30 protein-coding genes are annotated in these 26303 nt (G+C 67.4%); 9 read left to right on the top strand and 21 right to left on the bottom strand.

Annotation, left to right across the window (positions count from 1 at the left end; translation table 11 throughout):
- Positions 1-3: 3 nt before the first annotated feature.
- From ACW9UR_RS06265 to ACW9UR_RS06250, 4 genes are all read right to left on the bottom strand, one after another.
- Positions 4-696 carry a TRAP transporter small permease gene (locus ACW9UR_RS06265; protein ID WP_458916076.1) on the bottom strand — a complete coding sequence of 231 codons (693 nt, stop codon included), beginning with the start codon at positions 694-696 and terminating at the stop codon, positions 4-6.
- A gap of 103 nt (positions 697-799) precedes the next feature.
- The gene (locus tag ACW9UR_RS06260; protein WP_458916075.1) at positions 800-1801 is read right to left on the bottom strand and encodes a DctP family TRAP transporter solute-binding subunit; all 1002 of its coding nucleotides are present in this window, start codon (positions 1799-1801) and stop codon (positions 800-802) included.
- Between the two features lie 209 nt (positions 1802-2010).
- Positions 2011-2631, bottom strand: coding sequence for a response regulator (locus ACW9UR_RS06255; protein WP_458916074.1), 621 nt, complete (start codon positions 2629-2631; stop codon positions 2011-2013).
- On the bottom strand, positions 2628-4436 hold the full coding sequence (locus ACW9UR_RS06250; protein WP_458916073.1) for a sensor histidine kinase: 1809 nt from the start codon (positions 4434-4436) through the stop codon (positions 2628-2630). The genes ACW9UR_RS06255 and ACW9UR_RS06250 overlap by 4 nt, the downstream gene beginning before the upstream one ends.
- Before the next feature lie 99 nt (positions 4437-4535).
- Here ACW9UR_RS06250 and ACW9UR_RS06245 point away from each other — a divergent pair, with 99 nt between their 5' ends.
- Together ACW9UR_RS06245 and ACW9UR_RS06240 are read left to right on the top strand one after the other, a co-directional pair.
- On the top strand, positions 4536-5681 hold the full coding sequence (locus tag ACW9UR_RS06245; protein WP_458916072.1) for a trans-sulfuration enzyme family protein: 1146 nt from the start codon (positions 4536-4538) through the stop codon (positions 5679-5681).
- Positions 5678-6865: a cytochrome P450 gene (locus ACW9UR_RS06240; protein WP_458916071.1), complete on the top strand. Its 1188-nt coding sequence runs from the start codon at positions 5678-5680 to the stop codon at positions 6863-6865. Before ACW9UR_RS06245 ends, ACW9UR_RS06240 begins: the two co-directional genes overlap by 4 nt.
- Before the next feature lie 70 nt (positions 6866-6935).
- Here the strand turns inward: ACW9UR_RS06240 and ACW9UR_RS06235 are convergent, their stop codons facing one another.
- A complete protein-coding gene (locus ACW9UR_RS06235; RefSeq protein WP_458916069.1) occupies positions 6936-8102 on the bottom strand; it encodes a M20 aminoacylase family protein in 1167 nt (388 codons plus the stop codon).
- A gap of 121 nt (positions 8103-8223) precedes the next feature.
- Here ACW9UR_RS06235 and mazG point away from each other — a divergent pair, with 121 nt between their 5' ends.
- Complete coding sequence (gene mazG / locus ACW9UR_RS06230) at positions 8224-9069, top strand: nucleoside triphosphate pyrophosphohydrolase (protein WP_458916068.1); 846 nt, start codon at positions 8224-8226, stop codon at positions 9067-9069.
- Positions 9070-9197: 128 nt separating this feature from the next.
- Positions 9198-10376: a winged helix-turn-helix domain-containing protein gene (locus ACW9UR_RS06225; protein WP_458916067.1), complete on the top strand. Its 1179-nt coding sequence runs from the start codon at positions 9198-9200 to the stop codon at positions 10374-10376.
- Between the two features lie 5 nt (positions 10377-10381).
- Here ACW9UR_RS06225 and ACW9UR_RS06220 read toward each other — a convergent pair whose 3' ends face one another.
- Positions 10382-11884 (bottom strand): DUF1254 domain-containing protein, encoded by a 1503-nt coding sequence (locus ACW9UR_RS06220; protein WP_458916066.1) that lies wholly within the window; start codon positions 11882-11884, stop codon positions 10382-10384.
- 58 nt (positions 11885-11942) lie between these two features.
- On the bottom strand, positions 11943-12257 hold the full coding sequence (locus ACW9UR_RS06215) for an antibiotic biosynthesis monooxygenase family protein (RefSeq protein ID WP_458916065.1): 315 nt from the start codon (positions 12255-12257) through the stop codon (positions 11943-11945).
- Positions 12258-12866: 609 nt separating this feature from the next.
- Here ACW9UR_RS06215 and ACW9UR_RS06210 point away from each other — a divergent pair.
- Entirely contained in the window at positions 12867-13043 is a 177-nt protein-coding gene (locus tag ACW9UR_RS06210) for a hypothetical protein (protein WP_458916064.1), read from the top strand.
- Between the two features lie 12 nt (positions 13044-13055).
- Here the strand turns inward: ACW9UR_RS06210 and ACW9UR_RS06205 are convergent, their stop codons facing one another.
- Positions 13056-13391: a potassium channel family protein gene (locus tag ACW9UR_RS06205; RefSeq protein ID WP_458916063.1), complete on the bottom strand. Its 336-nt coding sequence runs from the start codon at positions 13389-13391 to the stop codon at positions 13056-13058.
- A 178-nt stretch (positions 13392-13569) separates the two neighbouring features.
- Here ACW9UR_RS06205 and eno point away from each other — a divergent pair, with 178 nt between their 5' ends.
- Positions 13570-14847 (top strand): phosphopyruvate hydratase, encoded by a 1278-nt coding sequence (gene eno / locus ACW9UR_RS06200; RefSeq protein WP_458916062.1) that lies wholly within the window; start codon positions 13570-13572, stop codon positions 14845-14847.
- Positions 14848-14880: 33 nt separating this feature from the next.
- Here the strand turns inward: eno and ACW9UR_RS06195 are convergent, their stop codons facing one another.
- From ACW9UR_RS06195 to ACW9UR_RS06170, 6 genes are all read right to left on the bottom strand, one after another.
- Positions 14881-15936 (bottom strand): hypothetical protein, encoded by a 1056-nt coding sequence (locus ACW9UR_RS06195; RefSeq protein ID WP_458916061.1) that lies wholly within the window; start codon positions 15934-15936, stop codon positions 14881-14883.
- Positions 15933-16199 carry a hypothetical protein gene (locus tag ACW9UR_RS06190; protein WP_458916060.1) on the bottom strand — a complete coding sequence of 89 codons (267 nt, stop codon included), beginning with the start codon at positions 16197-16199 and terminating at the stop codon, positions 15933-15935. Before ACW9UR_RS06190 ends, ACW9UR_RS06195 begins: the two co-directional genes overlap by 4 nt.
- Positions 16200-16246: 47 nt before the next feature.
- On the bottom strand, positions 16247-16612 hold the full coding sequence (locus ACW9UR_RS06185) for a hypothetical protein (protein WP_458916059.1): 366 nt from the start codon (positions 16610-16612) through the stop codon (positions 16247-16249).
- 201 nt (positions 16613-16813) lie between these two features.
- Complete coding sequence (locus ACW9UR_RS06180) at positions 16814-17371, bottom strand: hypothetical protein (RefSeq protein WP_458916058.1); 558 nt, start codon at positions 17369-17371, stop codon at positions 16814-16816.
- A gap of 81 nt (positions 17372-17452) precedes the next feature.
- A complete protein-coding gene (locus tag ACW9UR_RS06175) occupies positions 17453-18154 on the bottom strand; it encodes a lipid-binding SYLF domain-containing protein (protein ID WP_458916057.1) in 702 nt (233 codons plus the stop codon).
- A 165-nt stretch (positions 18155-18319) separates the two neighbouring features.
- Complete coding sequence (locus ACW9UR_RS06170) at positions 18320-18889, bottom strand: PRC-barrel domain-containing protein (protein WP_458916056.1); 570 nt, start codon at positions 18887-18889, stop codon at positions 18320-18322.
- A 146-nt stretch (positions 18890-19035) separates the two neighbouring features.
- Here ACW9UR_RS06170 and ACW9UR_RS06165 point away from each other — a divergent pair, with 146 nt between their 5' ends.
- Positions 19036-19683, top strand: coding sequence for a sulfotransferase family 2 domain-containing protein (locus ACW9UR_RS06165; protein WP_458916055.1), 648 nt, complete (start codon positions 19036-19038; stop codon positions 19681-19683).
- 10 nt (positions 19684-19693) lie between these two features.
- Here the strand turns inward: ACW9UR_RS06165 and ACW9UR_RS06160 are convergent, their stop codons facing one another.
- Positions 19694-20284, bottom strand: a complete 591-nt coding sequence (locus ACW9UR_RS06160; RefSeq protein ID WP_458916054.1) for a hypothetical protein — start codon at positions 20282-20284, stop codon at positions 19694-19696.
- Positions 20285-20402: 118 nt separating this feature from the next.
- On the opposite strand from ACW9UR_RS06160, the gene ACW9UR_RS06155 reads away from it, so the two are divergent.
- Entirely contained in the window at positions 20403-21032 is a 630-nt protein-coding gene (locus ACW9UR_RS06155) for a thiamine phosphate synthase (RefSeq protein ID WP_458916053.1), read from the top strand.
- A gap of 172 nt (positions 21033-21204) precedes the next feature.
- On the opposite strand, the gene olsA is transcribed toward ACW9UR_RS06155, so the two are convergent.
- From olsA to ACW9UR_RS06140, 3 genes are all read right to left on the bottom strand, one after another.
- Complete coding sequence (olsA, locus tag ACW9UR_RS06150; protein WP_458916052.1) at positions 21205-22038, bottom strand: lyso-ornithine lipid O-acyltransferase; 834 nt, start codon at positions 22036-22038, stop codon at positions 21205-21207.
- On the bottom strand, positions 22035-22820 hold the full coding sequence (gene olsB / locus ACW9UR_RS06145) for an L-ornithine N(alpha)-acyltransferase (RefSeq protein ID WP_458916051.1): 786 nt from the start codon (positions 22818-22820) through the stop codon (positions 22035-22037). Before olsB ends, olsA begins: the two co-directional genes overlap by 4 nt.
- Before the next feature lie 179 nt (positions 22821-22999).
- Positions 23000-23182 carry a DUF3553 domain-containing protein gene (locus ACW9UR_RS06140; RefSeq protein ID WP_458916050.1) on the bottom strand — a complete coding sequence of 61 codons (183 nt, stop codon included), beginning with the start codon at positions 23180-23182 and terminating at the stop codon, positions 23000-23002.
- Positions 23183-23211: 29 nt separating this feature from the next.
- On the opposite strand from ACW9UR_RS06140, the gene ACW9UR_RS06135 reads away from it, so the two are divergent.
- Complete coding sequence (locus ACW9UR_RS06135; protein WP_458916049.1) at positions 23212-23823, top strand: histidine phosphotransferase family protein; 612 nt, start codon at positions 23212-23214, stop codon at positions 23821-23823.
- A gap of 119 nt (positions 23824-23942) precedes the next feature.
- Here ACW9UR_RS06135 and ACW9UR_RS06130 read toward each other — a convergent pair whose 3' ends face one another.
- The 3 genes from ACW9UR_RS06130 to ACW9UR_RS06120 are packed head-to-tail and all read right to left on the bottom strand — an operon-like array spanning position 23943 to position 26071.
- The gene (locus ACW9UR_RS06130) at positions 23943-24485 is read right to left on the bottom strand and encodes a gamma carbonic anhydrase family protein (RefSeq protein WP_458916048.1); all 543 of its coding nucleotides are present in this window, start codon (positions 24483-24485) and stop codon (positions 23943-23945) included.
- 12 nt (positions 24486-24497) lie between these two features.
- The gene (gene gmk, locus ACW9UR_RS06125) at positions 24498-25169 is read right to left on the bottom strand and encodes a guanylate kinase (protein WP_458916047.1); all 672 of its coding nucleotides are present in this window, start codon (positions 25167-25169) and stop codon (positions 24498-24500) included.
- Between the two features lie 8 nt (positions 25170-25177).
- Positions 25178-26071, bottom strand: coding sequence for a YicC/YloC family endoribonuclease (locus tag ACW9UR_RS06120; protein ID WP_458916046.1), 894 nt, complete (start codon positions 26069-26071; stop codon positions 25178-25180).
- Positions 26072-26303: the final 232 nt, after the last annotated feature.

The following is a 26303-nucleotide window of genomic DNA, read 5'->3' as shown; positions in this document are numbered from 1 at the left end:
TTCCTACTCCTGCCCGCCGCGTGCGTCCTGGATATCCCGGATGTCGTCTTCCGCTTCGTGGCTGACGATCAGGGATGTCCGCTCACCGCGTATCAGCTCCATGGTTGCCTGAACGAACCTGAACAGCAGCAGCGCGGCTCCGATGGGCAGGATCAGGTACGGGATCATCCGCGGCATCTTGGAATAGCTCTCACCTTGATTGATCGCCGGCTCGAGCCACCGCAGCCAGTCTGGCATCGGTACCTGGTCCGTCTCGAAGAAAGCGCGGTCGCGGGTGTTCTCGTCGAAGCCTAGTGGGAACCACCGGCCTTCGGTCTCGTAAAGCGCCGCAAACGGCGCCCAGTAATCCCAGGCGCCCTTCATCAGAAGCAGTGAATAGGTCAGGCAAGCGGCCGCCGCGACCAGGCCGGTCGCAACCCGCGCCGGCTTGGGCAAGACGTTGATGAGCGCGTCCACGCCCAGATGTGCGGTCACCTTCACGCAATAGCTGATGCCGAACAGAACCAGCCAGGCAAAGAGGATCAGGGTGACCTCCTGGCTCCAGATGATCGAGGAACTGAACCCCTTGCGCAGCACCACGTTGGTGAATGTCAGCAAGGTCATCAGGCCCAGCAGCACGGCGATCGCCGTTTCCTCGAACGTGTTGACCGCATGTCCGAGCGAGGACTTCGCCTCATGGGACTTGTGGGCACTCATGCCGATCCTCCCCTGTGTCGCCGTTTATTGTCGACTTCAGCTGGCCATGTGCGGCCCGGGCGAACCCGGGCCGCATTTGACTGCCAAGGCGGCTGTTATCGCCTCAGTTGGCCGCGTTGAACTCCTGCGCGGCGTCGATGTTCTCCTGGCCGACTTCCTCGGCGAACTGGTCCCAGACCGGTTTCATCGCCTCGATCCATGCCTGGCGCTGCTCGTCGGTCAGTTCACGCACGGTGCCACCCGCGTCGATGATCGCCTGCTTGGCCTCGGCGTTCACCTTGGAGGATTCCGCGTTCCGCGTTTCCGTCACTTCGTGCAGGATGGTGCGCAGCTGATCGCGTACGTCGTCGGGAAGCCCATCCCACCAATCGACCGAGGTCACGACCAGGTAGTCGATGATGCCGTGGTTGGTCTCGGTGATGCCGTCCTGCACCTCGAAGAACTTCTGACCGTAGATGTTCGACCACGTGTTTTCCTGGCCGTCGACAACGCCGGTCTGCAGCGCACCGTAGACTTCGGCGAAGGCCATGGGCTGCGGGCTGGCGTCCAGCGCTTCCATCTGCGCGACCAGCACGTCCGACGGCTGCACGCGGAATTTAAGGCCCGCCGCATCGGACGGCATCTCAAGCGGCTTGTTGGCCGAGATCTGCTTCATGCCGTTATGCCAGAACTCGAGGCCCAGCACGCCGCGCCGCATCATGCCCTCTTTCATCGCGGTGCCGGTTTCAGAAGCCTGGAAGGCGTCGACGGCGGCGATGTTCTTGAACATGAACGGCAGGTCGAACAAGCGGAACTGCTTGGTTATCGACTCGAACAGCGACAGCGAAGGCGCCGCGAACTGCACGTCACCGCGGAGCATGGCCTCGATCACCTGCTCGTCGGTATAGAGCGTCGAGTTCGGGAAGACCTCCATGCAGGCCTTGCCGTTCATTTCCTCGTTCACGCGCTCCATGAACAGGTTGGCGGCAATGCCTTTCGGATGCCGGTCGGTATTGGTGACATGGCTGAACTTGATGACGATCTCGCCATCATCACAGGCGGCCATGACGGGCGCGGCGGACAGCGTGACGGCAGCCACGGCGGCGGCGGTCAATACGTTTTTCATGAGTGTCTCCCTAGCTTGCGGCCCCGTTTCAGCGGGGCGCTGAAAGAAGTTTATGCACGTTCGGCCTTGTCACGAGCCTGTGAACGCCTTCGCAGCGTGAAAACCGGATTTACCCTGATGTTTCAACGCCTTGCGATGGACATCAGCACGGAGCATCGCCCCTGAGCTCGGTGATTGTGTGCGGATATCCGCACACAGCGCACAGCGAATCAGTCGCCTTTCCGATGCGTGGCCGGGTCGATCCCATGGCGCTTGAACTTGTCGTAGAGCGTCTTGCGCGGCAGCTGCAGCGCCTCGGCCACCGCCGAGACATGGCCCCGGTGTTCCGCCAGCGCCGCCTCGATCAGGTGTTTCTCGACCACGTCCATCTTGCGGGCCAGCCCCTCGCCCCGCGCGTCGCGCTCCAGCGCCGACGCCAGCGTACGCTCCGCCATCAGCCGCCGGTTCTCCAGCACCAGCCGCCGCAGCGCACCCGCCCGCTCGACCCGCTCGATCAACTGCCGCGGCGGGCACGGCTTCTCCAGGAAGTCATGCGCCCCGCTGGCCATCGCGCCGACCGCCATCGGGATATCGCCATGCCCTGTCATCACGATCACCGGGATCTCGGCATCGACGCTGCGCACCCGCTCCAACAGGTCGAGCCCGCTTTTCCCTGGCATCCGCACGTCCGTCACCACAACGCCCGCGAACCCGGGGCTGATGTGGTCGGTGGCTTCGATGAAGGACTTGCAGGCAGTGACGCGAAACTCGGCCAGTTCCAGCGCCTGCCCGAGCGCCTCACGCACGTCGGTATCGTCGTCGACCAGCAGCACGCGCAAAAGGCGGCTCACGCGGCGGCCTCCCGGCCCCGCGCGGCAGGCAGGTCGATGGTGAACATCGCGCCGCCGCCCTCGCAGTTCTCGCCCCGGATGTCCCCGCCAAAGCTCTGCACGATCCCGTATGAGATCGACAGACCCAGCCCCAACCCCGCGCCCACGGGTTTGGTGGTGAAGAACGGATCGAAGATCCGGTCCGGGTCGGTCAGCCCCGGCCCGCTGTCGCGAACGGTCAGCCTTACCCGGTCGCCGGTCGCCTCGGCCCCGATGCGCACAAGGCGCGGCCCCGCCTGCCCCTCCATCGCGTCGACCGAATTCGACACCAGATTGATAAGCACCTGCTGCAACCGCACCCGCCCGCCATGGACCGAGGGCAACGGACCTTCGGGCGTCTCGATCACAGCCCCGGCACCCTCGACCCGTGGGGCCAGGATCTCCAGCGCATCCGCGATCACGTCGCCCAGATCCACGTCCGTCGCCGGTTCCGCTTCGTTCCGCGCGAAGGCGCGCAGGTTGCGGATGATCCGCGCCGCCCGGTCCGCCAGCTTGCCGATCTTGCCCAGGTTTTCGGCCACCGCCTCGGGCCGACCACGTTCGGCCAGGATCCCGGCATTGTCCGCCAGCGCCCGGATCGCGGTCAGCGGCTGGTTGAGCTCGTGGCTGATCCCCGCCGACATCTCTCCCAGCGCACGCAGCTTGCCGGCCTGCACCAGCTGGTCCTGCACCGCGCGCAACTGCGCCTCGGCGGCGGTCCGGTCCGCGACCTCGGCGCGCAGCCGACGGTTGGCATGGCTCAGCGCCTCGGTCCGCGCCGCGACCTGCGCCTCGAGCCTCTGGTTCGCCGCCTCCTCCGCCGCCAGTTGCCGCCGAAGCGCCCGCCGCCGCTGCCAGACAATGGCCGAGGCAAGGCACAACATACCGCCGACCGCCGCCCCGAGCGCGCCCCAGAGCAGCGCCTGCGCAGCAGCCTCGCCTGTCGAAACCAGCACGTTCGCCGTCAGCCCCAGCGTCGGCACCGGCTGCGACAGCCAGAGCGCCCGGTCAGGCACATACTCCTCGGACCGCAGCCATAGCGGGATGCCGTAAAGGTCCGCAGTCTCCTGTGGGGCCAGCGGTTTCGGCTCCAGCCCGGAATACTGCCGCGCGTCGCCGAACCGCTCGGGCGGCGTCGGCCCAAGCGGTCCCAGCGTCCGCATCACAAGCGCCTGCCGGTTCGACAGGAAGATCACCCCGCGCTCGTCGTTGAAGAAGACCGTCGCCGGGTCCGAGGTCCACTCGGCCTCGAACCCCGGCAGGTCCAACTTGACCGTCAGCACACCGATGATGCCGCCATCCGGCCCATGCACCGGGTGACTGAAATAGAACCCTCGCTGTCCCGAGGTACTGCCGACCGCGTGGTAATACCCCAGCCCGCCGGTGATCGCGCGTCGGAAATAGGGCCGCCAGGCGAAGTTCTGGCCGACGAAACTGCGCTCCATCTGCCAGTTCGAGGCCGCGACCGTCGTCCCCTCCCGGTCCATCAGGTAGATGTCCAGCGCGCCGGAAGTATCCGCCACGCTCTGCAGCAGGCGCCCGGTCGCGTCCACGTCGCCGCCCTCGGCCAGCATCGAGACCACCTGCGGATGACGCGACAGCACCGCCGGCAGATAGCGGTAGCGGTCGATCTGCCGCGTCAACCGGTCGGCGGCCAGCGTCAGCATCGCCTCGCCGCGCTCGTGCAGGCGCAACGCCGTGTCCCGGTGCCCCAGCCAGGCCCCGGCGGCGCCGAGCGCCAACATCACCGCGATCAGTCCCGCCGCAATCGGCGCAAGAGCACGCATCCCGATCCTCCCTGCCCTCAATGGGTCCGCGCCGCCGCCCGCTTGTCAAGCGGCGCGCCGCGCGGCAGGGTGCGCGCCGCAGCACCCGAAGGACATCCCATGACCGCGAACGACCGCCTCTCCCCCGCGACCCGCGCCGCCCAGGCCCTGCATCGGATCGACGAGCGTACCGGGGCGGTCGTGCCGGGGATCGAGCCTGCCTCGACCTTCTTGCGCGACGAGGATTACGCGCCCCGCCAGCCCTATATCTACGCCCGCGACGGCGGCCCGACGGTCGAACACGCCGAGGCCGTGCTGGCCAGTCTCGACGGGGCCGAGACCGCACTGACCTTCGCCTCGGGCATGGCCGCGCTGGTCACCCTGACCGAGACCTTCGGGCCCGGAGACCGCGTCGCCGCGCCGCGCATCATGTACCACGGGGCGCAGACGTGGCTGAAACGGCTCGAGGAGAAGCGCGGCATTGCGCTCGACTTCTACGACCAGTCGGATCCGCAAGGCGCTGCGAAGGCGGTAACGCCCGACACTACGTGGCTCTGGGTCGAAAGCCCCGCCAACCCGAACTGGGACGTGACCGACATCGCCGCCGCGACGCAGGCCGCCCATGCCGCCGGAGCCCGCGTGCTGGCCGACTGCACCGTCGCGCCGCCCTGCGCGATGCGCGCGCTCGACCTCGGCGTGGACGTGGTGTTCCACTCAGCCACCAAGTATCTGAACGGCCACTCGGACCTGACCGCCGGGGTGCTGTCCCTGCGTGACCCCGCCCTTGCCACCGAGCTTCGCGGCCTGCGGTCGCTGCTCGGCAACGTGCTCTCGGCCTGGGACGCCTGGCTGCTGATCCGCGGCCTGCGTACGCTCTTCATCCGGTGGGAGCGCTCATCCCAGAACGCCCTCGCGATCGCGCAGCACTTCCAGGGCCATCCCAAGATCGCCGAGGTGCTCTACCCCGGCTTGCCAAGTCACCCCGGCCACGCCATCGCCGCCAGCCAGATGCAGGGCGGCTTCGGCGGCATGCTTTCGCTGATGGTCACGGGGGACGGGTCCATCGCCCGCGACGTCGCCCGCTTCACCCGGATTTTCCTGCCCGCGACCTCGCTCGGTGGCGTCGAAAGCCTGATCGAGCATCGCAAGGCGGTCGAGGGACCACACTCGGTCGTGCCCCCGCAACTGCTGCGCCTCTCCATCGGAATCGAGGATGCGTCCGACCTGATCGCCGATCTGGAACAGGCGCTGGAGCGCGCCGCATGAGCCTGCCGGCCCTCTCCCAGTCACCGCGCGATCCCACCTTCGTCCAAAACCCCTACCCGTTCTACGACCGCGCCCGCGCGCTGGGGCCGCTGTTCCATTGGGCCGACTACGGCATGCCCTGCGCCGCCGGCCATCAGCTGGTCTCGGCCCTGCTCCGCGACCGCCGCTTCGGGCGCGAGGTGCCCGAAAGCCGCCGCCGCCCGGTGCCCGAGCACCTCGCGCCCTTCGAAGCTATCGAAGAACACTCCCTGCTGGAGCTGGAACCACCCTCGCACACCCGCCTCCGCAAGCTAGTGCTGCGCGCCTTCACCTCGCGCCGCATCGCCGGGCTAGCCCCCGAGATCGAGGCGCTGGCGCATCAGCTGATCGACCGGTTCGAGGGCGACCGGATCGAGCTGATCTCGCAATTCGCCGAGCCGCTGCCGGTCATCATCATCGCCCGGCTCATGGGCCTGCCCGACGACCTGGCGCCACAGCTTCTGGACTGGTCCCACAAGATGGTCGCCATGTACCAGGCCCGCCGCGACGAGGCGGTCGAGCGCGCCGCCGGCCAGGCCTCGGCCGAATTCGCCGCCTGCCTGCACGAGCAGATCGAGACCCGCCGACGCGCCCCCGGCGACGACCTGCTGTCCGAACTGATCGCCGCACGCGACGACCAGGACCGGCTGACCGAGGCCGAGATGATCTCCACCATCGTCCTGCTGCTGAACGCCGGGCACGAGGCCACGGTCCACACCATCGGCAACGGCACCGCCGCGTTGCTCGATGCCGGGATCACACCCAAGCCCGACAATGCCGAGGCCGTCGCCGAGGAAATCCTCCGCTACGACCCGCCGCTGCACATGTTCACCCGCTACGCCAAGGAAGACGTGGGCATCGCCGGGCACCGCTTCCGCAAGGACGACCAGATCGGCCTGCTCCTCGCCGCCGCGGGGCGCGACCCCGAGGCCTTCCCCGACCCCAACCGGTTCGACCCGGCGCGCGCCCTGAAACCGGCACATGCCGCTTTCGGCGCGGGCATCCATTTCTGCGTCGGCGCGCCGCTCGCCCGCGCGGAGTTGGCCATCGCGCTGCCGATCCTCTTCGCGCGCTGCCCCGGCCTCGCCCTCGCGGAACCACCGCGCTTCGCCGACCGCTACCACTTCCACGGCCTCGAGCGCCTCAACCTGAAGTTCGCGCTCTAAAGCCTTCCACTTTCTAAAAATATCCCCGCCGGAGGCATCCTGCGCCCGCCCCGGGGCGCTGGTCCCCGTCCTAGCGCGCCAGCGGCAGCCCCCGCTCGACGAGGCGCACGAAGAACGACGCCCCGATCGGCGCCGCCTCGTCGTTGAAATCGTACTCGGGATGGTGCAGCGGCGCACTGTCGCCTTGCCCCAGAAAGACATAGGCGCCGGGCCGCGCCTGCAGCATGTAGGCAAAATCCTCGGCGCCCATCTCGGCGCTCCGGTCCTGGCGGACGTTCTCGGGCCCGACCACGTCGCCGGCGGCTTCCGCCGCGAACGAGACTTCGGCGTCGTGGTTCACGGTGACCGGATAGCCGAACTGGTAATCCACCTCGACGCTTGCCCCGTGCGCGGCGGCGACCCCTTCGCAGACCTGCCGGATCCGCTCGGCGAGGCGCTGCCGCAGGTCCTCATCAAGGGTCCGCACGGTACCGGTCAGCACCGCCTGCGAGGGGATCACGTTGTTCGTCGTCCCGGCGTGGAACTCGGTGACCGAGATCACCGCTTGCTCCAGCGGGCTGAGGTTGCGCGCCGAAATCGTCGCCACCGCCTGCACGATCTGCGCGCCGACGGCGATCGGGTCGATGGAGTTCTGCGGATAGGCAGCGTGCGAGCCGCGCCCGTTCACCGTGATCTCGAACACGTCCGATGCCGCCATCGCGGGCCCTGGGTTCATCTCGATCTCGCCGACCGGCACGCCGGGCCAGTTGTGCAAGGCGAAAACCCGCTCGATGCCGAACCGGTCCATGATGCCCTCGTCGACCATCTCCTTCGCGCCGCCGCCGCCCTCTTCGGCGGGCTGGAAGATCAGCGCGACGGTGCCGGCGAAGTTCCGCGTTTCGGCCAGGTAGCGGGCGGCGCCCAGAAGAATCGTCGTGTGCCCATCGTGGCCGCAGGCGTGCATCTTGCCCGGCACCGTGGACTTGTAGGGCCGGTCCGGCGCCTCCTGGATCGGCAGCGCGTCCATATCGGCGCGCAACCCGATCACCGGCCCCTTCTCCTGCCCATCGATCAGCGCGACAACGCCGGTGCGGCCGATGCCAGTCTCGATCCGGTCGACGCCGAACTCCTTCAGCCGGTCCACCACGAAGGCAGCGGTGTGGTGGGTGTCGAACTGCAATTCGGGGTTGGCGTGCAGGTGGTGACGCCAGGCGGTCATGTCGTCCCGGAACTCGGCGATGCGGTTGAGAACGGCCATGGGAATACTCCTTGAGATTTCCCGCCCGTTGTCCCACCGAAACAGGCGTCCTTCAACCGGGATTTGCGCCCTCCGCCCCGCTGTCCTATCAGGATGAAACCCAAGGCAGGAGGGACGAGCGATGACCACCGACAGCGACGCGCTGGTGCACGAGGGCGGCGGCCGGATGGAGCGCCTGCTGGAGATCATGGCCCGGCTGCGCGACCCCGAGACCGGCTGTCCCTGGGATATCGAGCAGAACTGGCAGACGATCATCCCCTACACGATCGAGGAAGCCCACGAGGTTGCCGACGCGATCGAGCGCGAGGCCTGGCCAGAGGTAAAGGCGGAGCTGGGCGATCTGCTGCTCCAGGTGGTCTATTACGCCCAGATGGCGCGCGAGGAAGGCCGGTTCGACTTCGATGCCATCGTGAAAGGGATCGCCGACAAGATGGTCGCGCGGCACCCGCATGTCTTTGGCGACGAGAGCCGGGACAAGTCCGCTGACGACCAGGTGCGCGACTGGGAGAAGATCAAGGCGGCCGAGCGGGCCGCCGAGGGTCGCGGCGAGCGAACCGGGGCGCTGGACGGCGTCGCCCTTGGCCTGCCTGCGCTGACCCGCGCGCTGAAACTTCAGAAGCGCGCCGCGCGGGTGGGTTTCGACTGGACCGAAGTGGGCGACGTTCTGGACAAGGTCTCCGAGGAATGCGCCGAGCTTGCCGAGGCGAAGGACCGGGAAAGCGCGGACCGGATCGAGGAGGAGTTCGGCGACCTGATGTTCGTCATGGTGAACCTGGGACGGCATCTGGAGGTCGATCCCGAGCAGGCGTTGCGCCGGGCGAACGGGAAGTTCACCCGGCGGTTCGAGGCGATCGAGGCGGCGCTGGCGGCGCGGGGAAAGACGCCACAGGAAAGCTCGCTCGAGGAGATGGACGCGCTTTGGGACGCGGCGAAGGCGGCCGAGAAGGCCCGCGCCAAGGCGGGATGAGTGGCGGCGGCTCCGGGCCGCGTTTCAGCGTGAAAATCCGACGTTTCATCGTGAAAACCCCCTTAAGCCCATGAAATACATGGTGAAAAGAGTATGAAAACTTCCTTGACGCCGAAAATCGCCCTCTGATGGCCCCTCTGAGGATCGACAATCGCACCGCCCGGAGGCTGTGGCTGACGGCGCAGGGACTGGCGCAGACGCCCACCGGCGCGTTCGATCTTCTGGGCACGATCCGGGACCTCGGTTTCGTGCAACTTGACTCGATCCAGGTTGTCGTGCGGGCGCATCATCACATCCTGTGGAGCCGCAACCAGAACTACCGCCCGAAAATGCTGGACCGTGCGCTGGCGAAGGACCGTGCGGTGTTCGAGCATTTCACCCACGACGCCTCGGTCCTGCCGATGGAGTTCCTGCCGATGTGGCGGCGGCAGTTCGACCGCAAGGCGGCACAGATGGGACGCGCGGGCTGGGTGAAGAACCTGCCCGACGCAGCGGGCCGCGCCGAGATCAAGGCCCGTATCGCCGCCGAGGGTGCGCTGTCCACGCAGGCATTCGATACGAAGATCGAGGGCGAGCGGCAGATGTGGTCGCGCCCGCCGCACAAGCTGGCTCTGGATTACATGTGGTTCAGCGGCGAGCTGGCGACCTGCCACCGGGTCAATTTCACCAAGCACTACGATCTGGGCGAGCGGGTGTTCCCGGCCGAGCTGCGCGAAACGGCCCTGCCCGACGCCGAGCAGGTCGACTGGCTGTGCCGCGCCGCGATGGACCGGTTGCTGGTCGCGACACCGGGCGAGATCCAGCGTTTTTGGGAGGCGGTTGAAACGCCCGAGGTGCGCGCATGGGTCGATACCGCCGGCCTGCGCCCGGTCGAGGTGCAGGGCGCGCGGGGCGAGTGGACCACCGCGCTGGCGCCAAGGGATATCGAGGACCGGCTGGCGGCGCTGGTTCCCGCGACCTCGCGCTTGCGCATCCTCAACCCGTTCGATCCGCTGATCCGCGACCGCAACCGGCTGGCACGGCTGTTCGGTTTCGACTACCGGGTGGAGATGTTCGTGCCCGCCGCCAAGCGGATCTGGGGCTATTACGTGTTCCCGATCCTCGAGGGCGAGCGGTTCGTGGGCCGGATCGATCTGAAGGCGGACCGCAGGACCTCGGCGCTGCTGGTGCAGAACTTCTGGCTCGAGCCCGGCGTGCGCTGGCCGGAAAGCCGGCAGGCAAAACTTGCGGCGGAACTCGACCGGCTGGCGCGCTTCGCGGGCGTGGAGCGCGTGGTCTGGCAGGAGGCGGGCGAACCCGCCTCCTGACCCGTTCATCCGACCCGGACGAAATCCGCCATCTTGAAGCTTTTGTCGTTGAACGCCTCGGTCGGCCCGTAGAGCCGCATGCCGGGCAGCGGGCGCTTGCCGGCGGTCGGGATCCAGTTACTCTCCAGCCCTTCGGGCGCGGTCGGGCCGATGTGGATGGTCACGCCGCCGTCCGGGTTCTTCACCATGCTCTCGAGGTCATAGGAGGACAGCGTGGTGCGCTCGTTCGCGGCATAGATGAAACCCATCGTCGCCCGGTCATAGACCGTCAGCGCCCAGAACTGCGCCACGGGCATGTCCGCCGGCACGTCGAGCGTATAGCTCTGACCTGCCTCGAGCAGCCGCCCCTCGCTGTCGGCGAGCGCCATCATGTACTGGGTCGCGGGCGCATCGCTCAGCTCGCGCGGCATGTAGGTGCACCAGAAATATTCGGCCGCCCGCTCGATCGTGTCGATACGGTCGTCATAGGTCCAGGTGAACCGGTTGTTGTCGTCCGCCTGCAGCAGCGAAGCATAGTGCCGGTCCGGCCAGTAAAGCTTGTCCCGCGGGAAATTGTTGTACCATTCGTCGAGGTAGAACCAGACGTCGATGGCCGCCTGGCGCATGGCGGCCAGCGTCACCGGATCCGGATCGAAGGCCGCACCGGGGCGGATGCCCAGCGTGCGCAGCATGCCCTGCATGACCTTGTCCTCGGGGGCCACCGGCTCGACCGTGAAGATCGCGTGGATGTCGGCGAAGCGACGCTCGTCGAAATAGGGCAGCGTCGGGTAACGGTCACCGACCGGGTCAACGAAGCGCTGCTCGGGCGGGGCATCGGCCTGATCCAGCCCATACATGCGCAAACGCCTGGCATAGACGTGGGCGTCGTCGATGGTCATCCCCTCGCCCACGACCGAGCGGAAGGCGAAGGCGATGCGGTAGCTGGGCGAGGGTACGTGCAGGTAGCCCTCGGGGATATCGCCGTCGTAGCCCGGCGGGGTGAAGAGGTATTTCGCCCCCTCGCCCGCATCGAGCCCGGAGGGACCGACATCGGCGATCGTGTACTGCCAGGCGTCCACGACCTGGCCATAAAGGCTGCCCTCTGCCCCGGCCTTGGGCACCTCCAGCACGGTCGGGCCGTTCTGCAGGTCGGTGAAGGCGGTGATGTAGGGCGTCGAGGAGTTCGCCGTCGTCGCCTCGAGCCGCGCCGTTGCGGGGGCCGAATAGGCGATGATGTCATTGTCCTGCAGTCCGAGGCTCTCGAAGGCCGCCGCCCGGAAGCGGTAGATCGCGACCGCCGGCATCGACCAGAGCACCAGCTCGAACGCGCGCTGGTATTTCACCTGGTAGTCGAAATCCTCGATCGAGCGCGCCGCGCCCTGCGGCGGCTGCCCGCCGAGCGGTTCGAAATCGAAATTCGTGAGCGGCCCGCGCGAGCGCACGGCCTGCGCCGCCGCTTTGGTTCCGCCGGTCAATGTCAGGCCCGCCCCCATCAGGGCAAGGCGTTGAAAAGCGCGTCTGGTCAGCAAGGTCCCCAACTCCGTTCCATTTGCGTCGGAGGCAGGATTGCCGGTAAGGCGCGCGCTGTCACCCGATTTCGCGGGCTGTCGCCTGATGAAGTTCGTAATGGTGCAGGTGGCGTTCCTTGACGACGCCCTCCTCGGAGGGATCGACATGGGGCTGGCGCCAGTCCTCGCCGGCGAAGGCGGCCAGTGCCTCGACGTCGCGCCAGACCATCACCATGCAGAACTCGTTGGGCGTTTCGGGCCGCGGCAGTCCTGCGGTGAGCGAGACCAGACCGTCCTGCGCCAGCATCAGCGGGATCGCCTTGGTGCGGAAGAAGGTCTCGAACTCGGCCCGCCGCTCCGCATGGACGACGGCCCGGAACACACGCACGATCATGGTCTCCTCCGGGGTTGGGATGAACCATGATAGCACGGGCGCGCGCCTGGCCGGCCGAAACATGCTAGCATCGGCATATGACGATGGGAGGGCCGGCGATGGACGCGGTCGCAGACCTTGGGAAGCCACGGTATTTCGGAAGCCCGGCGCAGCAGCGGATGCAGGCGGCGGCGGATGCGCTGTGGTCGCTGGTGGGCGGTCATCCGCTCTACGCTTACGAGGGACGGACGGTCGGGCTGAGCGCGCCCGGTCTTGAGCAGCTTCCGACGATCGTTTCACTCGCGCGGCTGCAGGGTGCAATGCTGATGGCCTACGTGTCGCCGGAGGCAGAGCCCGAGCTGACTGCCGGGGCGCGGACCCTCGGGCTTTCCACAGACCGCTGGGATCACTTCATGGGCGGCGCGCGCTGCATCGAGACCTGCGCGGCCTATGTCCGGGACTTCCCGCTGCCCGAGGATCACGTGGTGCATCGCATCGGCCCGGAGACCGGCGATGCGGAGTTCGACCGGATGGCGGAAACCGCGCTGTCCTGCGGAGTCCTGCCCCCGGCGGCGCAAGCGCTGCAGGGCCTTAGCCGGCATGGCGTGTGCTTCTGGCTGGAGGCACCGGATGGCGGTGCTGCACCTGCACGAGACCTGCGGCGCGGAGGAGTTCTTCACCGGTGTGCGCCGGGACAACCATGTCTCGCGGCATCTTTGCACGAAGCTCGGCGTGGTCGAGACGCCGATGGCCTGCATCGCCGTCGTGGACCCGGAGTTCTTCGGCGAGGACTCGGTGACGAAGTAACGGGGTCCCGGCTCAGCCCTTGGTATCCTCCTGGTGTCGGAGCAGGACGCGCGCGAACTGGGCGAACAGGGCGACGAATATGCCGACGCCGACGAAGATGTAGACGACGGTGAAGAGCTTGCCCAGGTCGGTCACCGGGGCGAGGTCGCCATAGCCGACCGTCGAGACCGTGGTTACGCTGAAGTAGAGCGCATCGATCCAGGACCAGTTCTCGACCGAGCGGTAGAAGATCGTCGCCGACAGCAGCATCAGCATCGCCAGCGCGAAGCCGCTGCGGAACTGCGGATCGCTCCAGGATCGGTGGATCGCCTTCAACAGGCGCAGGGTGTTTAGGTAGAACGCGAGCATCGGTGCCTCCTGCAGATCCGACCGTGCGGGCCGGGGACCTTTCCGGGATACGGCAGTCAGGCCCTCTCCCGCCAGTCCGGGCAGTCTGCCGCTGCGGAAACGTTTTGCGCCCCCCTGCCCCTTGGGCTACAAGCCGCGGCGAGGCCCCTTGACCGAAATCTCAGCAGGTTCCGCCGACATGAGCACCATCATCGACATCACCGCCCGCGAAATCCTGGACAGCCGGGGCAACCCGACCGTCGAGGTCGACGTGACCCTGGACGACGGCACCCTGGGCCGGGCCGCCGTGCCCTCGGGCGCCTCGACCGGCGCGCACGAGGCGGTCGAGCTGCGCGACGGCGACAAGGAGCGCTACAAGGGCAAGGGCGTGCTGAAGGCCGTCGAGGCCGTCAACATGGAGATCGCCGACGCGCTGGTCGGCTTCGAGGTGACGGATCAGGTGGCGCTCGACACCGCGATGATCGCGCTCGACGGGACCGAGAACAAGGGCCGCATCGGCGCCAACGCGATCCTCGGTGTGAGCCTGGCCAGCGCCAAGGCTGCCGCCGCCTTCCTGCAGCAGCCGCTATACCGCTATGTCGGCGGCACCTCGGCCCGCGTTCTGCCGGTGCCGATGATGAACATCATCAACGGCGGCGAGCATGCCGACAACCCGATCGACATCCAGGAATTCATGATCATGCCCGTCTCGGCCCCGGACATCCGCGAGGCGGTCCGCATGGGCTCGGAAGTGTTCCACACGCTCAAGAAGGAGCTGTCGGACGCGGGCCACAACACCGGGATCGGCGACGAGGGCGGCTTCGCCCCGGGGCTGAACTCCACCGACGAGGCGCTCGGCTTCATCATGCGCTCTGTCGAGAAGGCCGGCTACCGTCCGGGTGAAGACATCTACCTGGCGCTCGACTGCGCCTCGACCGAGTACTTCCGCGACGGCGTCTATGACATGAAGGGCGAAGGCAAGAAGCTCGACTCGGGGCAGAACGCCGACTACCTGGCAGCGCTGGTCGGCAACTACCCGATCATCTCGATCGAGGACGGCATGGCCGAGGACGACTGGGAGGGCTGGAAGGTCCTGACCGAGAAGCTGGGCGACACCGTGCAGCTGGTGGGTGACGATCTGTTCGTGACCAACTCGCGCCGCCTGGCCGACGGCATCGCCCAGGGCTGCGGCAACTCGCTGCTGGTGAAGGTGAACCAGATCGGCTCGCTCACCGAAACGCTCGAGGCGGTCGACATGGCGCACCGCGCGCGCTTCACCTGCGTGATGAGCCACCGCTCGGGCGAAACCGAGGACGCCACGATCGCCGATCTCGCCGTCGCCACGAACTGCGGGCAGATCAAGACCGGCTCGCTGAGCCGTTCGGACCGGCTGGCGAAGTACAACCAGCTGATCCGCATCGAGGAAATGCTGGACGACACCGCGATCTACGCGGGCCGTTCGATCCTGAAGGGCTGAGGCCCCGCGGCGGGCGGCGTTCCAGCTGCCCGCCTAACCCGCTGCCGGTACGGTCGCCTGCGACACCCCGGCAGGGACGAGGAGCAGCGGCTCCTCACGCTCTTCGGCAACCCGCTCCAGAAACGCCGGTCCCCGGATCCCCTTCGCGACCAGATCGCCCGAAAGGCTCGCCTGCGACGTGATCGCGGCGACGGCTTCGCGCATCCCCTGATCGAGGTGCTGGCCCATGGGCAGGATTTCGGCGCGGATCCGGGCGACTTCGGCGCGGTCTGTCACACCCAACGATGCTAGACGCACGAGCGTATCGGGCGGCGGGATGCGTTCGGCCAGCGATAGATATCGTTCGCCCTGCCGGGCCAGAACGGCCTTGGCCGCAGCGATATCGTCGATCGTGTAGAGCGCCCGGGCTCCCATGTCGTGACAAAGTCGGATCGCGGCGGCGAGCGACCAGAGGAACTCAAGGTCTTCGGTCGACAGGCCTGCGGTGGGCAGTTGTTCCGCGTGCGTGACCACGTGGCGCTCAAGCTGGCCTGCCAGTGTTGCAAGCCGGGCCTGGGCGGCATGGCCGGGCGCAGCCTTGTCGGTACGGCCCTGCAGCGTCTCGACAGCGTCGATCTCGGTCGCCACATCCGCGAGATCGCGCCGCACCTCGTCCTGCCGCTGCTCGGCTGTGAGGCGCGCGACGGCGCCGGAGAGTTTCTCGATGGCGGCGTCGATCCCGTTCAACCGCCGATGCATCACCGCGAACCCCGCGACCGAGACGCCCAGGCCCAGTCCAGACACCGCGAGCGAGGCTACCTGAAGGGTCTGGAGCACCCCCAGCGTCTGCTGAATTGCCGCGATCTTGCCGATGATCGCCTGATTCTGGACAGCCGAGACTGCCCCGAGCGGAGAGAACCCCTGTGAAATTGTGTTTCCGACGCCGCCGGAAGCGATGTTCAGGAGTTCATCAAGCACCTGCGTCGGCTGGACGTGGCCGACGATCCGACCCGTGGCGGTATCCTTGAGGATTGCGCCGAACAGCTCCACCCCGCCCGTTTCGTAGGCAAACAGATGAGCGGCCGGGATCACGTAGCTCATCGGGGTCATGTCAATTCCCCAATACGTTTCTCGGCGGTGGCGACGATCAGCGCCTGGATGTCCGTCAACACGCAGCGGTCTCCCGGCGGGAGGCCGTAGCCCATGACCTGGCGCTCGGTGGCCACGATGACCCTCGTCTTCAGCCGGTCCCGCGCACCCTCGACTGCGCGATTCAGGACGGTCGAGCCGGTATACGCCAGCGCCCCCACTCCGACCGCACCAGCCGCGAGGACTGGCAGGCTGATGCTGCTGGCCGCGAAGAAGCCAAGCATGCCGCCGGTGGTGACAGTCGCGAGGCCGACGACGGAGGGGATGGCGATCAGCGATCCCGCGATGGCCCCTGCCCCGGCCCCGCCGTGAGCCCCGCGCTGACCGTCGAAAGCGTATCCGTGTCGAGCTGCAGGCCCGGCGTACTATGGGCCAGCATGTCGTCGAGGGATATTTCCGCACGGGTAAGCGCGATACGGCTCTGATCGTCGCACCAGTGCGCGATGGATTTCTCGACGGAGCGGCGCAGCAGAAGCGATGACCGCACGGTTTCCGTGATGCCGGCATCGTCGACGGTTTGCGTGACCTCGGCCAGCAGGTCCGGCAAGGCCGCTTCAAGCTGCTCCGTCACCGCCTCGAACTGGGCATTCCGCCAATGGATGATCTCGAGACGCGCAAGCATAGTGGAGTGGTCCATCGGTCACCAATGCTTTTTCGCCGCTCGGTCACCCAAATACATGAAGGCGGCGCGAATTCGGGATGTGTCAGGCCGCACCGTGCGGCGGGCCCGCGGGTAATCCCCTTCCGGCTAGTCGCGGAGGACGGCGAAAATATGTCTCGCGCGAGGGCCGATACCTCGCGCGGGTCCGGTGAAATTGAAGATCGCGGCCCGAGAGACCTAGTCCTCGGGTGTCACCACAACCGCTGCGGACTGACCGATCGCGACGAGGATCTGGTCTCCGGGCTGTTTGGAGGCGGCGAAATCGAGCATCTTCTCGTGGACCGGCAGCTGGTGCTCGCCGCCGTCGGGGAAGATGACCGTCGCCATCTGCGTCTTGGCGTCGTAGTTGACCAGCTCGACGACGAAACTGACCATCGCCGCCATCGCCGCGCCGGGCTTTTCACCAAGCTGTGCCCGGGCGTCGGCGACCACCACTTCCGCAGTGCCCTCGTCTCCGGGGTTCGCCATCGAGAGCGCGACGGCCTCGGTATACTCCAGCGTCACCCGGTCGCCCACTTCGAGCTGGTCGAAGTTCGCTACCTCCTCGCCGGCCTCGAAGACAGCGTGGTTGCCGTTGTCGCCAGCGATGCTGACCTCGCGGGTCTCGGGATCGATCGCCTCGATCAGGCCGCTGAGCGTGACGGTTTCGGAGCGTTCCGCGCTGTCGGTGGACTGGGCGTGGAGCGGGACGGCAAGGCAGGCGGCAATGAGGGCGGCGGGCAGGATGGGGCGCATGAGGACAGTCCTTCAGATTGCTATGCCTGAATGCAAACGCAGGGCCCGCGGCAAGTCAATCTGCCCTGCGGGGCAGCCGCGCTAATTCAGCGCCGCATCGACCCAGTACTTGGTTCCCGCCGCCGTGGCCGAGACCTTCCAGCCCTGCTTGGTCAGCACGAACATGGCGCGGCCGTTGACGAACTGCACTCCGATGCTGGCGCTATCCTCGCCGAACATGCTGCCCGCGTCCGCCGTCGCGTCGAGGCCAAGCGTCACGAACTCGGTGAATGCCGCCTCGGTCTCGAACATCAGCACCACCTGCGTCTCGAACCCGCCGATGCCGAAGGACAGGCTGACGCCCGCAGTCCCCATCCGCATGTAAGTGTGCGTGCCCTCCGCCGAGATCGCGACACCGCGCCCGGTGCCGCCCGCAAGCCCGGCCACGGAAAGCTTTCGCGTGTCGAACACCGCGTGGCCGACGCTTTGCGCGTAGAGCTCCTGCGCGGCGGGTTGCTCCTGAAAAAGGCGGTCGAGCGTGGCCGCGGCCATCTCGTCCAGCTCGGCCCGGGTTTCTTCAACCGTGGCCTCGTCGGTCAACAGGTCGACGGTCGAGTCCACCGATTCCTCGATGCTGCCAGCTACGCTACCGGCGACGTCGGCGGCGCCCTGCCCCACCTGCCCGGCGCCCTTCTTCATCTGCGAGAGCCCGCTCTGCATTCGGTCCTTGAGCGACTGGGACTGCGCCACAGGCGCAATCGCTAGCGCCATGACGACCGCGAGGGAAACTAAGCTGGTGTTCACGTCATACTCTCCTTGTCTGCTCCGGTCCGGCGCGATCATGGCAAACGGAACCACTCAAGACGGCGCGGCGCAACGGTTACTTGCATGGACAAGGAAAAGCCCCGCCGGGAAAGTCCCGGCGGGGCTGGTCGGAGCGGTCGTTCGCTCAAAGCGGTACGGGCTGTCTTACTCCCAGAAGCCTTCGTCGACTTCGGGCAGCTGCTCCAGCTCCTCCTCGGTCATGCGGGTGACAATGGCGTATTCACGATCGTCGACCGGAACCAGCTTCATGTCCTTGACCTCGAGCATCACGTGCTTGTCGGCGATGTCCAGGAAGCCACCAACCTCGGCCACGATGCCCTTCAGCTGGCCATCACGCGACAGAACCACGTCTTCGATCTCACCGATGTCGTTCCAGCCGTCGCCGATCGCGTCGATCGCGTCCCAGCTTTCGCCCTCGGCGACGGTGTAGACCTCGCCGCCGGTGATGTCGCGGGTGCGGATCAGTTCGGCATCGTTCAGGCCGGCAGCGTTTTCGGCCATTGTCTCGGCATTCTCGGCGGCCGCCTCGGCGTCATTGGCGACGTCCTGCGCGGCATTGCCGGCGGCGGTTGCAGCGCCTTCGGCGGCATTCTCGATATTGGCGGCGGCGCCTTCGGCGGCGTTCTCGATCTTGTCACCGGCGTCGTGGTTGTCGGCCATCAGCGGGGTTGCGGCCAGCATCAGGGCAGCGGTGGAAACAGCAAAGCGTTTCATGTCGAAACCTCCTTCTCGTCGTTGCGTCGGGGAACAAACGAGGATGACCGCAAGAGGTTCCGTATTGTTTTCATGGAACTTTCTGGCAGGTTACGACATAAGGGCGTCGCCGTGCGCTTGCCCGCCCGATTTTCAGAAAGGTCCGGATGGCCGTCCTCCTGCCCGCTCACAAGCTATTTTACGGCGCAGTCCCAAAGGCCGCCTGTACGTCGATCAAGTACATGTTCTTCGAGTTCGAGAACGGCGTGCCCTTCGCCAAGTTCAGGGTAAACGGCAAGGTCCGGCACATTCATACCGCCGCCTACCCGACCCTGCTGCGGGGCAAGTATCCTGAAGCGGCGATCGCGGGCTTTCACCACGTCGCCGTGCTGAGAGACCCGGTGGAGCGGCTGCTTTCGGCCTATGGAAACCGGGTGGTGAAACATCGGGGGCTGAGGTCCAAGCTTGGCCGGAAGACCACGCTGCCGGACGGGCTGGACCCTGCGCCGGACCTCGGGGCGTTTATCGACAATCTCGAGGCCTATGCCCGGCACAGCCGGATGATCGAGCACCATATCCGTCCGATGGTCGATTTCCTCGGGGACGACCCGGACTACTTCGCGCGGCTCTACCCGATGGGGAAGCTGGATGACTTCGTTCGGGACATGAGCGAGCGGCTGGGGGCCGAGCTGAGGCTCGGACGGCACCAGACCGGGGGGCCCAGGTTCTCGCGGGACCAACTGGATGCCCGGCGCCGCGCCCGGCTCGAGGATTTCTACCGGGCGGATTACCGGGCGTTCGGCCGCTATTTCTAGGGCGGCGGTATCAGCTGGGCGTCTGCTCTGAAAAGTAGCTCTCGACTGGAAGGAAACGCGCGAGGCCCGCAGCCTCGGCCCACCCTGCCTCTTCCCCGCCGTGACCGATCATCACGACACCGTCTGCGGGCAGACCGGAAGGCACCAGGATCTCGGAGATCCGCGCCCGGGCGACGGTCCAGGACGGGCTTGCGGGCGATGTACCGCAGGCCGCGAAGGCAAGGCCCGAGACCTGTTGAAGCTCAGCCCGGAACTCCTCGGGCAGCTCGCCTTCGGGGGCAAGGGCGGTCAGCTGGCAGGACCTGAGCGACGCGAGCTTCTGCTGCACGGTTTCCGGCATCTCCAGCCGGCGTGCAAGGCGCAAGCCCATGCCGTCGCAGGTGAAGAGAAACCCGATGATGTCGCGCCCGCTGCCCGCCAGGATCGAGGCATATTGCGGATAGGCCAGCCCCAGTTCCTGCGCTCGGGCGACGCGGCGCCGGACGACCTCGACAGGCATGCGCTTGCCGATCAACCCGCTCCGCGCCTTGCGCCAGCAGTGCGCCCGCCAGCTGCGGCCCTGCAGGGCGCCCGAGTTGTGTCCGATGCCGGGGGTGGTCATGTGCTGCTCCTTTGTGCCGGGGCCGAGAGTGCCGGGGCCGCGGTGCACCTGCAAGCCCCATCTGGACCCGGGCGATGCGCGGCGATATGTACGGCCCGTTGAGAAGAAAGGGTGTTCCATGTCCCAGCCCGAGCCACCGAAGCTTTACCTCGCCACGCCGCCGCAGTTCGACCTGTCGACCTTCCCGGCGCAGTTGGCGGCGGTCTGCGATGCGGTGCCCCCGGCCTGTATCCGCCTGGCGCTGGCCAGCCGCGACGAGGACGTGCTTTCACGCGCCGCGGACGTGCTGCGCGCCTTCGGGCACGAACGGGACATTCCCGTGGTGATCGACGATCATTTCCGCCTGGCCGAACGTCTGGGCCTCGACGGGGTGCACCTGACCGACGGCGCGCGCCGGGTGCGCGAGGTCCGCAAGGCGCTCGGCAAGGACGCGATCGTCGGAGCGTTCTGTGGCACCTCGCGCCACGCCGGGCTGACCGCCGGCGAGATCGGTGTCGACTATGTCGCCTTCGGCCCGGTGACCCCTTCGCCGACGCTGGGCGACGGCGATGCGGCGGAGCCCGAGCTTTTCGCCTGGTGGTCCGAGATGATCGAGGTGCCGGTGGTTGCGGAAGGCGGCCTTGACGCGGCGGCGCTGGACAAGGTCGCGCCCTACGCGGATTTCCTCAGCCTCGGCCAGGAGATCTGGGCCGCCGAGGACGACCCGGTCGCGGCGGTCAAACGGCTGTCGGCGCATTTCGGCGACTGATTCCAGCGCCCTTGGCAACGCTGGCACGCCTCCGGCGGGAGTATTTAGGGGAAAGAGAACGCTTGGGCCGCGTCTAGCCCCGGCGAACCGCACCAGACGGGCGGCGGGCCCCGGTTGCGCCGAAAGGCGGAACCGGGGAGAAAAGACTTGGCGCGTCAGCGCCTCCGATGGATCAGCCGCCGGTCTCTCGGGCCAGTGCAGCATCCATGCCGGACCGCACCGCAGCTTCGCAGGCACGGGCCAGTTCCTTGCGGTCGAAATAGTCATCCACGCGCAGCGGCGCGTGATGGATCACCTCGACCTCCGCCCCGCGCGACAGCGCGAACACCGCCGTCAGGTGATCCTTCAGCCCCATGTCCCCCCACCATCCATAGAAGCTGCGCGGCAGCCCATCGGTGGGGTGGTAGACCAGCGTCACCGGCTGGATCCAGAGCGCGCGGCGCAGCTCCGGCGTCTCGAATGCCGCGAAGATCGTCGAGCGGAACGGCAACACCCGCCGACCGTCCGTCGAGGTGCCCTCGGGGAAAAACGCCAGCCGGTCTCCCCGCAGCAACCGCTCGCTCAACTGGTCCCGCTGCCGCGCCGAGGCGGTCCGCCGCCGGTCGATGAACACCGTCCCGATCTGCCGCGAGAGCCAGCCCACCAGCGGCCAGGACGACACCTCGGCCTTCGAGACGAAATAGACCCGGTCGGCGGCCAGCAGGGTGAAGATATCGATCCAGCCGGTGTGGTTCGCCACCACCGCGCCGCGATGCGCCATCGGCTCGCCCACGCGGCGGATCTTCACGCCGCAGAGCCGCAGGCATATCCAGCCCCATAAGCAGATGATCCGGTGCGAGATCCCCAACGGCAGCACCCGCTCGACAAGGTTGAAGACCACCACGAAGATGATGCCGAAATAGGTCACCACCACCAGCGTCAGCGCGCGGAGCCCAAGCCGAAGCCATTCCAGCCCGCGCGGCGCGCGGACCTCGGGCGGCTCGGCCTCGTTCCAGGTGACGCTCATGCGGCGTGTACACCGCCGGTGTAGAATGCCTTGTATTTGTCCACCATGCGCGCGGTATCCATCAGCAGGCAGACGTCGATCGTGTTGAAGTCCCGGTCGATGAACGCCCCCTCGCCCACGAAACCGCCGAGGCGCAGGTACGCCTTGATCAGGTTCGGGATCTGCCGCACCGCCTGCTTGGGATCGACCGCGCCCGCTGCCATGCGGTCCATCGCGACGAAGCCCTCGGGCTGCGCGCGCACCCTGAGGTCGGCGGGCGCCAGGTGGCGGTGGTGGAGATAGCTCAAGGCCGGGGCGATCTCTTCGGGGTCGGTGCCGTGGAACGAGGCGACGCCGAACAGGATCTCGATCTCGCGCTCGGTGACATAGCGCGCCAGCGCGGTCCACATCAGGTGCATCGCCGCGCTGCCACGGTACTCCGCCGCCACGCAGGAGCGGCCCAGCTCCAGCGTCCGCCGCGGCTGCCGCTCCAGTGGGGTCAGATCGTACTCCCCGGCACCGTAGAAGCCGCCGGCGCTGCTTGCACGCTCGCCCGGCAGCAGCCGGTAGACGCCGACGACCCGATCCAGCGGATCCTCGGGCGGGCGCTCGCGGTCGATCATGATCAGGTGGTCGAAATGCGGGTCGAACCGGTCCTTCTCGAGCCGACGATCGTGATCCGCATCGGCGGCGGGCGCGCCCATTTCCTCGACGAAGACCCGATAACGCAGGCGCTGCGCTGCCATGACCTCTTCCTCGGTCGCGGCAAGCCTGATGTCGAAACGGCTGGCGTCGAGCTGCATGCACCTTTCCCGGTCGGCGTCCGCCCGCGCGATTGTGGCGGGCGCTGACACGTTCCCGTGCATATGCGACAGCCAAACCAGAGGCAACCGCCACGCGGGCGACCGATCCCAGGTCAGCATGCCTTAACGCCCCGCCAACCATTTAACTTATCGTTAAGGTTGATTGTGAATTGTTGACCTCAACCGGAGCCCGGGTCTAACTCGGGCATGAGTTCCACGTTCCTGCCATCAACCACGACCTTGCCCGCATGCTCGAAATTCACCGTGATCCGGTAGCCGATGACCGACTGCACCTGCCCGAGGCCCCAATCCGGGCGTGCGGGATGGCGGACCAGCATGCCCGGCTCGAGAAAGGCGTTCATATGCAAGACCTCCGCCGGATTGCCGCGCGATGACCGGGGCCGAACTGTCTGCGCTGGTCAGCACGCGCATCTGCCACGACCTGATCAGCCCCATCGGGGCGATCTCGAACGGGGTTGAACTGCTGGGGGAAACGGCGGGCGCCGCCTCGCCCGAACTGGGACTGATCGGCGACAGCGTCAACTCGGCGGCGGCACGGCTGCGCTTCTTCCGGCTGGCGTTCGGCGCGGCTCAACCGGGCACGCGGGTGGCGCTGACTGACTTGCGCGCGGGCGTCGAGTCGCTGTTGGGCGGCGGCCGCAGTCGGATCGTCATAGACGCACTGGACGCCCAGATTCCACGGCAGACCGCGAAGCTGTTGCTGCTCGCGCTGCTTTGCCAGGAAATGGCGCTGCCGCTCGGGGGCGACAGCCAGGTCAACCTGACGCCGACCGGGTTCCGCATCGACACGCGGGCCAGCCGGATGCGCGATCTCGCTCCGCTCTGGGCCATCGCCGAGCGCGCCAAGCCTGCCGAGCATGTCGCCCCCGGGGAAGTGCAGTTCCTGTTGCTTGGCATGGCCCTGGCCGAGCTCGGCACCCCCCTGGTCCGGCAGATGCGCGAGGACGGGCTGAGCCTCGAAGTCGCCGGCCTGCCCGGCTGATCCGCGACATGGCGCAGAACCGTCAGACCGGGCGCGCCCCCCGCCTTCCACGTTCTTCAAATATCCCCGCCGGAGGCATCCGGCGGCTGCCCGCCATCCGGCCGCCCGGACAGGCACGCTCACGCGCGCAACATGGCGGGGCTCATGCCCGCGCGGAAGCGGCGCATGTTGGCGCGATATTTCTCGGCCGAGGCCAACAGCCCCTGCCGCGCGCTTTCGTCCAGTTCGCGCACCACGCGGCCGGGGGCGCCCATCACAAGGCTGCCCGGCGGGATCTCCTTGCCTTCGGTGATCAGCGCGCCGGCGCCGATCAGGCTGCCCGCGCCGATCACTGCACCGTTGAGCACCGTTGCCCCCATGCCGATCAGCGCGCCGTCGCCGATGGTGCAGCCGTGCAGAATGGCCTTGTGGCCGATCGTGCAGTTCGCCCCGATGGTCAGCGGATAGCCGGGATCCGTGTGCAGAACCGAGCATTCCTGGATGTTCGAGCCCTGCCCGAGATGGATCCGCTCGTTGTCGCCGCGCAGCACCGCGTTGAACCAGACCGAGCTGCCGCTCTCCATCACCACGTCGCCGATCACCGCCGCGCCGGGGGCGACCCAGACGTCGCCGTCCTCGGGCAGATGCGGGCTGATGCCCTCGAGATCGTAAAGCCCGGTCATGTTCCGCCCCTCCTAGCTGCCCCAGTCGTCGCGCTGGTCGAATTCCTCGTTGAGCGCCTGCACGTGGCCGACCAGGCCCGGCATGCACTCGCGCCGCTGCCGCTCGACCGAGATGACCGCGCGCAACTGCGCCTCGCAGGCGTCGAGATCGTCGTTGACGAAGACATAGTCATACTCGGCCCAGTGACTGATCTCGTCGCGGCTTTTGCGCATCCTGCCCGCGATCACCGCGTCGTCGTCCTGGCCGCGTGCGCGCAGGCGCTTTTCCAGCTCGGCGATGGACGGCGGCAGCAGGAAGATCGAGACCACGAGCCGCCCCAGTGCACTGTTCCGGATCTGTTGGCCACCCTGCCAATCGATATCGAAGAGCACGTCCTGCCCGGCATTCACCGCCGCCTCGACCGGGCCGCGCGGCGAGCCGTAGGAATTGCCGAAGACCCGCGCATGTTCGAGCATCCCGCCCTCGGCGACCTGCTGGCGAAAGTCCTCTTCGCTCAGGAAATGGTAGTCCTGACCGTCGACCTCGCCAGAGCGCGGCTTGCGGGTGGTGGCCGAGACCGAGAAGGTGATCTCGGGGTCCCATTCGCGCAGGCGGCGCGACAGCGTGGACTTGCCCGCCCCCGAGGGCGAGGAGAGGATGATCAGCAGGCCCCGGCGGGCGGCGGTGTTCGGCGACTGGGTCATGTGCGGGCTCATTCCACGTTCTGGCACTGTTCGCGCATCTGGTCGATGACCACCTTCAGCTCCAGCCCGATGGCGGTCAGCGCGCCGTCCTGCGCCTTGGAGCACAGCGTATTGGCCTCGCGGTTGAACTCCTGCATGAGGAAGTCGAGCTTGCGCCCCACCGCGCCGCCCTGCCCCAGCAGATCGCGCGCCGCTGCGACATGGGTGGTCAGCCGATCCAGTTCCTCGGTGACGTCGGCCTTCACGGCGAGAAGCGCAAGCTCCTGTGCCAGCCGGTCCTCGTCGACCCGGTCCTGCGCGGCGATCAGCGCCGAGACCCGCTCGCGCAGCAGGCTCGCCTGTCGCTCAGCACGGGTTCCGGCGGCGTCACGGGCCCGGCGTACGAGGTCCTCGACGGTCGCGACCTGGTCGCGGAGCACAGCCAGAAGTGCGTCGCCTTCGGCGGCACGGGCGTCGGCGAGCGCGGCGAACAGCGGCTCGATGTCGGCACCGATCGCCACGGCCTCGGTGCTCAGACGGTCGGCAGAGCGGCCGGATTCGACTACGCCGCGCATCGACAGGACATCGCCGGCGCTCATCGGCGCGACCGGCAGTCCTGCCGCCTGCGCGGCTTGCGCAACATGCGAGGCGGCTGCGAGCGCACGGGACAGCGCGGCGTCGTCGATGGTCAGGGATGCAGCACCCTCGGCCTGGCCGACGCGCAGGCCCAGTTGCACCGCGCCGCGGGTCAGGTGTTTCTGCGCCGCCGCACGGACCTTCGGCTCCAGCGCCTCGAGCCCTTCGGGGAGGCGCAGTCTCAGGTCGAGGCCGCGCGCGTTCACGCTGCGCACCTCCCACTGCCAGTCGGCGGTCTCGCTGCGGCCACTGCGGGCCGCGAAGCCGGTCATGGATCTCAGCGCCATGTCTCCCCCTGTTTCGCGGGCCCTGTCTCGCGGCCCCTGTCTCGCGGGCCGTTTGTGCCCGCGCGGCACGTGTTAAGCAATCCCTATGCGACTCGTTGAAAATGAATAAAACTTGTCTAGACTTCATCATGCATCCGACGGGTATCCGGATGTGTCCGATACTTCAACACGCAGTCCCTGTGGGATTTCTCACAGCTTACGCGCCGTGGGTTCGGGCTGTAGACGTGTAGAA

The sequence above is a fragment of the Halovulum sp. GXIMD14794 genome, assembly GCF_054457455.1.
This window is presented reverse-complemented; position numbering and strand designations above follow the sequence as displayed.

What these genes read in the sequence shown, in the direction of transcription:
- ACW9UR_RS06165 (WP_458916055.1), top strand. Translation starts at nt 19,036, where the DNA reads ATGGCCGTCCTCCTGCCCGCTCACAAGCTATTTTACGGCGCAGTCCCA.
- ACW9UR_RS06180 (WP_458916058.1), bottom strand. Translation starts at nt 17,371, where the DNA reads ATGCGCCCCATCCTGCCCGCCGCCCTCATTGCCGCCTGCCTTGCCGTC.
- ACW9UR_RS06140 (WP_458916050.1), bottom strand. Translation starts at nt 23,182, where the DNA reads ATGAACGCCTTTCTCGAGCCGGGCATGCTGGTCCGCCATCCCGCACGC.
- ACW9UR_RS06130 (WP_458916048.1), bottom strand. Translation starts at nt 24,485, where the DNA reads ATGACCGGGCTTTACGATCTCGAGGGCATCAGCCCGCATCTGCCCGAG.
- ACW9UR_RS06170 (WP_458916056.1), bottom strand. Translation starts at nt 18,889, where the DNA reads ATGAAACGCTTTGCTGTTTCCACCGCTGCCCTGATGCTGGCCGCAACC.
- ACW9UR_RS06185 (WP_458916059.1), bottom strand. Translation starts at nt 16,612, where the DNA reads ATGGACCACTCCACTATGCTTGCGCGTCTCGAGATCATCCATTGGCGG.
- ACW9UR_RS06160 (WP_458916054.1), bottom strand. Translation starts at nt 20,284, where the DNA reads ATGACCACCCCCGGCATCGGACACAACTCGGGCGCCCTGCAGGGCCGC.
- ACW9UR_RS06120 (WP_458916046.1), bottom strand. Translation starts at nt 26,071, where the DNA reads ATGGCGCTGAGATCCATGACCGGCTTCGCGGCCCGCAGTGGCCGCAGC.
- ACW9UR_RS06155 (WP_458916053.1), top strand. Translation starts at nt 20,403, where the DNA reads ATGTCCCAGCCCGAGCCACCGAAGCTTTACCTCGCCACGCCGCCGCAG.
- ACW9UR_RS06190 (WP_458916060.1), bottom strand. Translation starts at nt 16,199, where the DNA reads ATGCTTGGCTTCTTCGCGGCCAGCAGCATCAGCCTGCCAGTCCTCGCG.
- ACW9UR_RS06215 (WP_458916065.1), bottom strand. Translation starts at nt 12,257, where the DNA reads ATGATCGTGCGTGTGTTCCGGGCCGTCGTCCATGCGGAGCGGCGGGCC.
- ACW9UR_RS06235 (WP_458916069.1), bottom strand. Translation starts at nt 8,102, where the DNA reads ATGGCCGTTCTCAACCGCATCGCCGAGTTCCGGGACGACATGACCGCC.
- ACW9UR_RS06265 (WP_458916076.1), bottom strand. Translation starts at nt 696, where the DNA reads ATGAGTGCCCACAAGTCCCATGAGGCGAAGTCCTCGCTCGGACATGCG.
- olsA (WP_458916052.1), bottom strand. Translation starts at nt 22,038, where the DNA reads ATGAGCGTCACCTGGAACGAGGCCGAGCCGCCCGAGGTCCGCGCGCCG.
- ACW9UR_RS06260 (WP_458916075.1), bottom strand. Translation starts at nt 1,801, where the DNA reads ATGAAAAACGTATTGACCGCCGCCGCCGTGGCTGCCGTCACGCTGTCC.
- ACW9UR_RS06210 (WP_458916064.1), top strand. Translation starts at nt 12,867, where the DNA reads ATGGCGGTGCTGCACCTGCACGAGACCTGCGGCGCGGAGGAGTTCTTC.
- gmk (WP_458916047.1), bottom strand. Translation starts at nt 25,169, where the DNA reads ATGACCCAGTCGCCGAACACCGCCGCCCGCCGGGGCCTGCTGATCATC.
- ACW9UR_RS06205 (WP_458916063.1), bottom strand. Translation starts at nt 13,391, where the DNA reads ATGCTCGCGTTCTACCTAAACACCCTGCGCCTGTTGAAGGCGATCCAC.
- ACW9UR_RS06240 (WP_458916071.1), top strand. Translation starts at nt 5,678, where the DNA reads ATGAGCCTGCCGGCCCTCTCCCAGTCACCGCGCGATCCCACCTTCGTC.
- olsB (WP_458916051.1), bottom strand. Translation starts at nt 22,820, where the DNA reads ATGCAGCTCGACGCCAGCCGTTTCGACATCAGGCTTGCCGCGACCGAG.
- ACW9UR_RS06250 (WP_458916073.1), bottom strand. Translation starts at nt 4,436, where the DNA reads ATGCGTGCTCTTGCGCCGATTGCGGCGGGACTGATCGCGGTGATGTTG.
- eno (WP_458916062.1), top strand. Translation starts at nt 13,570, where the DNA reads ATGAGCACCATCATCGACATCACCGCCCGCGAAATCCTGGACAGCCGG.
- ACW9UR_RS06245 (WP_458916072.1), top strand. Translation starts at nt 4,536, where the DNA reads ATGACCGCGAACGACCGCCTCTCCCCCGCGACCCGCGCCGCCCAGGCC.
- ACW9UR_RS06135 (WP_458916049.1), top strand. Translation starts at nt 23,212, where the DNA reads ATGACCGGGGCCGAACTGTCTGCGCTGGTCAGCACGCGCATCTGCCAC.
- ACW9UR_RS06195 (WP_458916061.1), bottom strand. Translation starts at nt 15,936, where the DNA reads ATGACCCCGATGAGCTACGTGATCCCGGCCGCTCATCTGTTTGCCTAC.
- ACW9UR_RS06225 (WP_458916067.1), top strand. Translation starts at nt 9,198, where the DNA reads ATGGCCCCTCTGAGGATCGACAATCGCACCGCCCGGAGGCTGTGGCTG.
- mazG (WP_458916068.1), top strand. Translation starts at nt 8,224, where the DNA reads ATGACCACCGACAGCGACGCGCTGGTGCACGAGGGCGGCGGCCGGATG.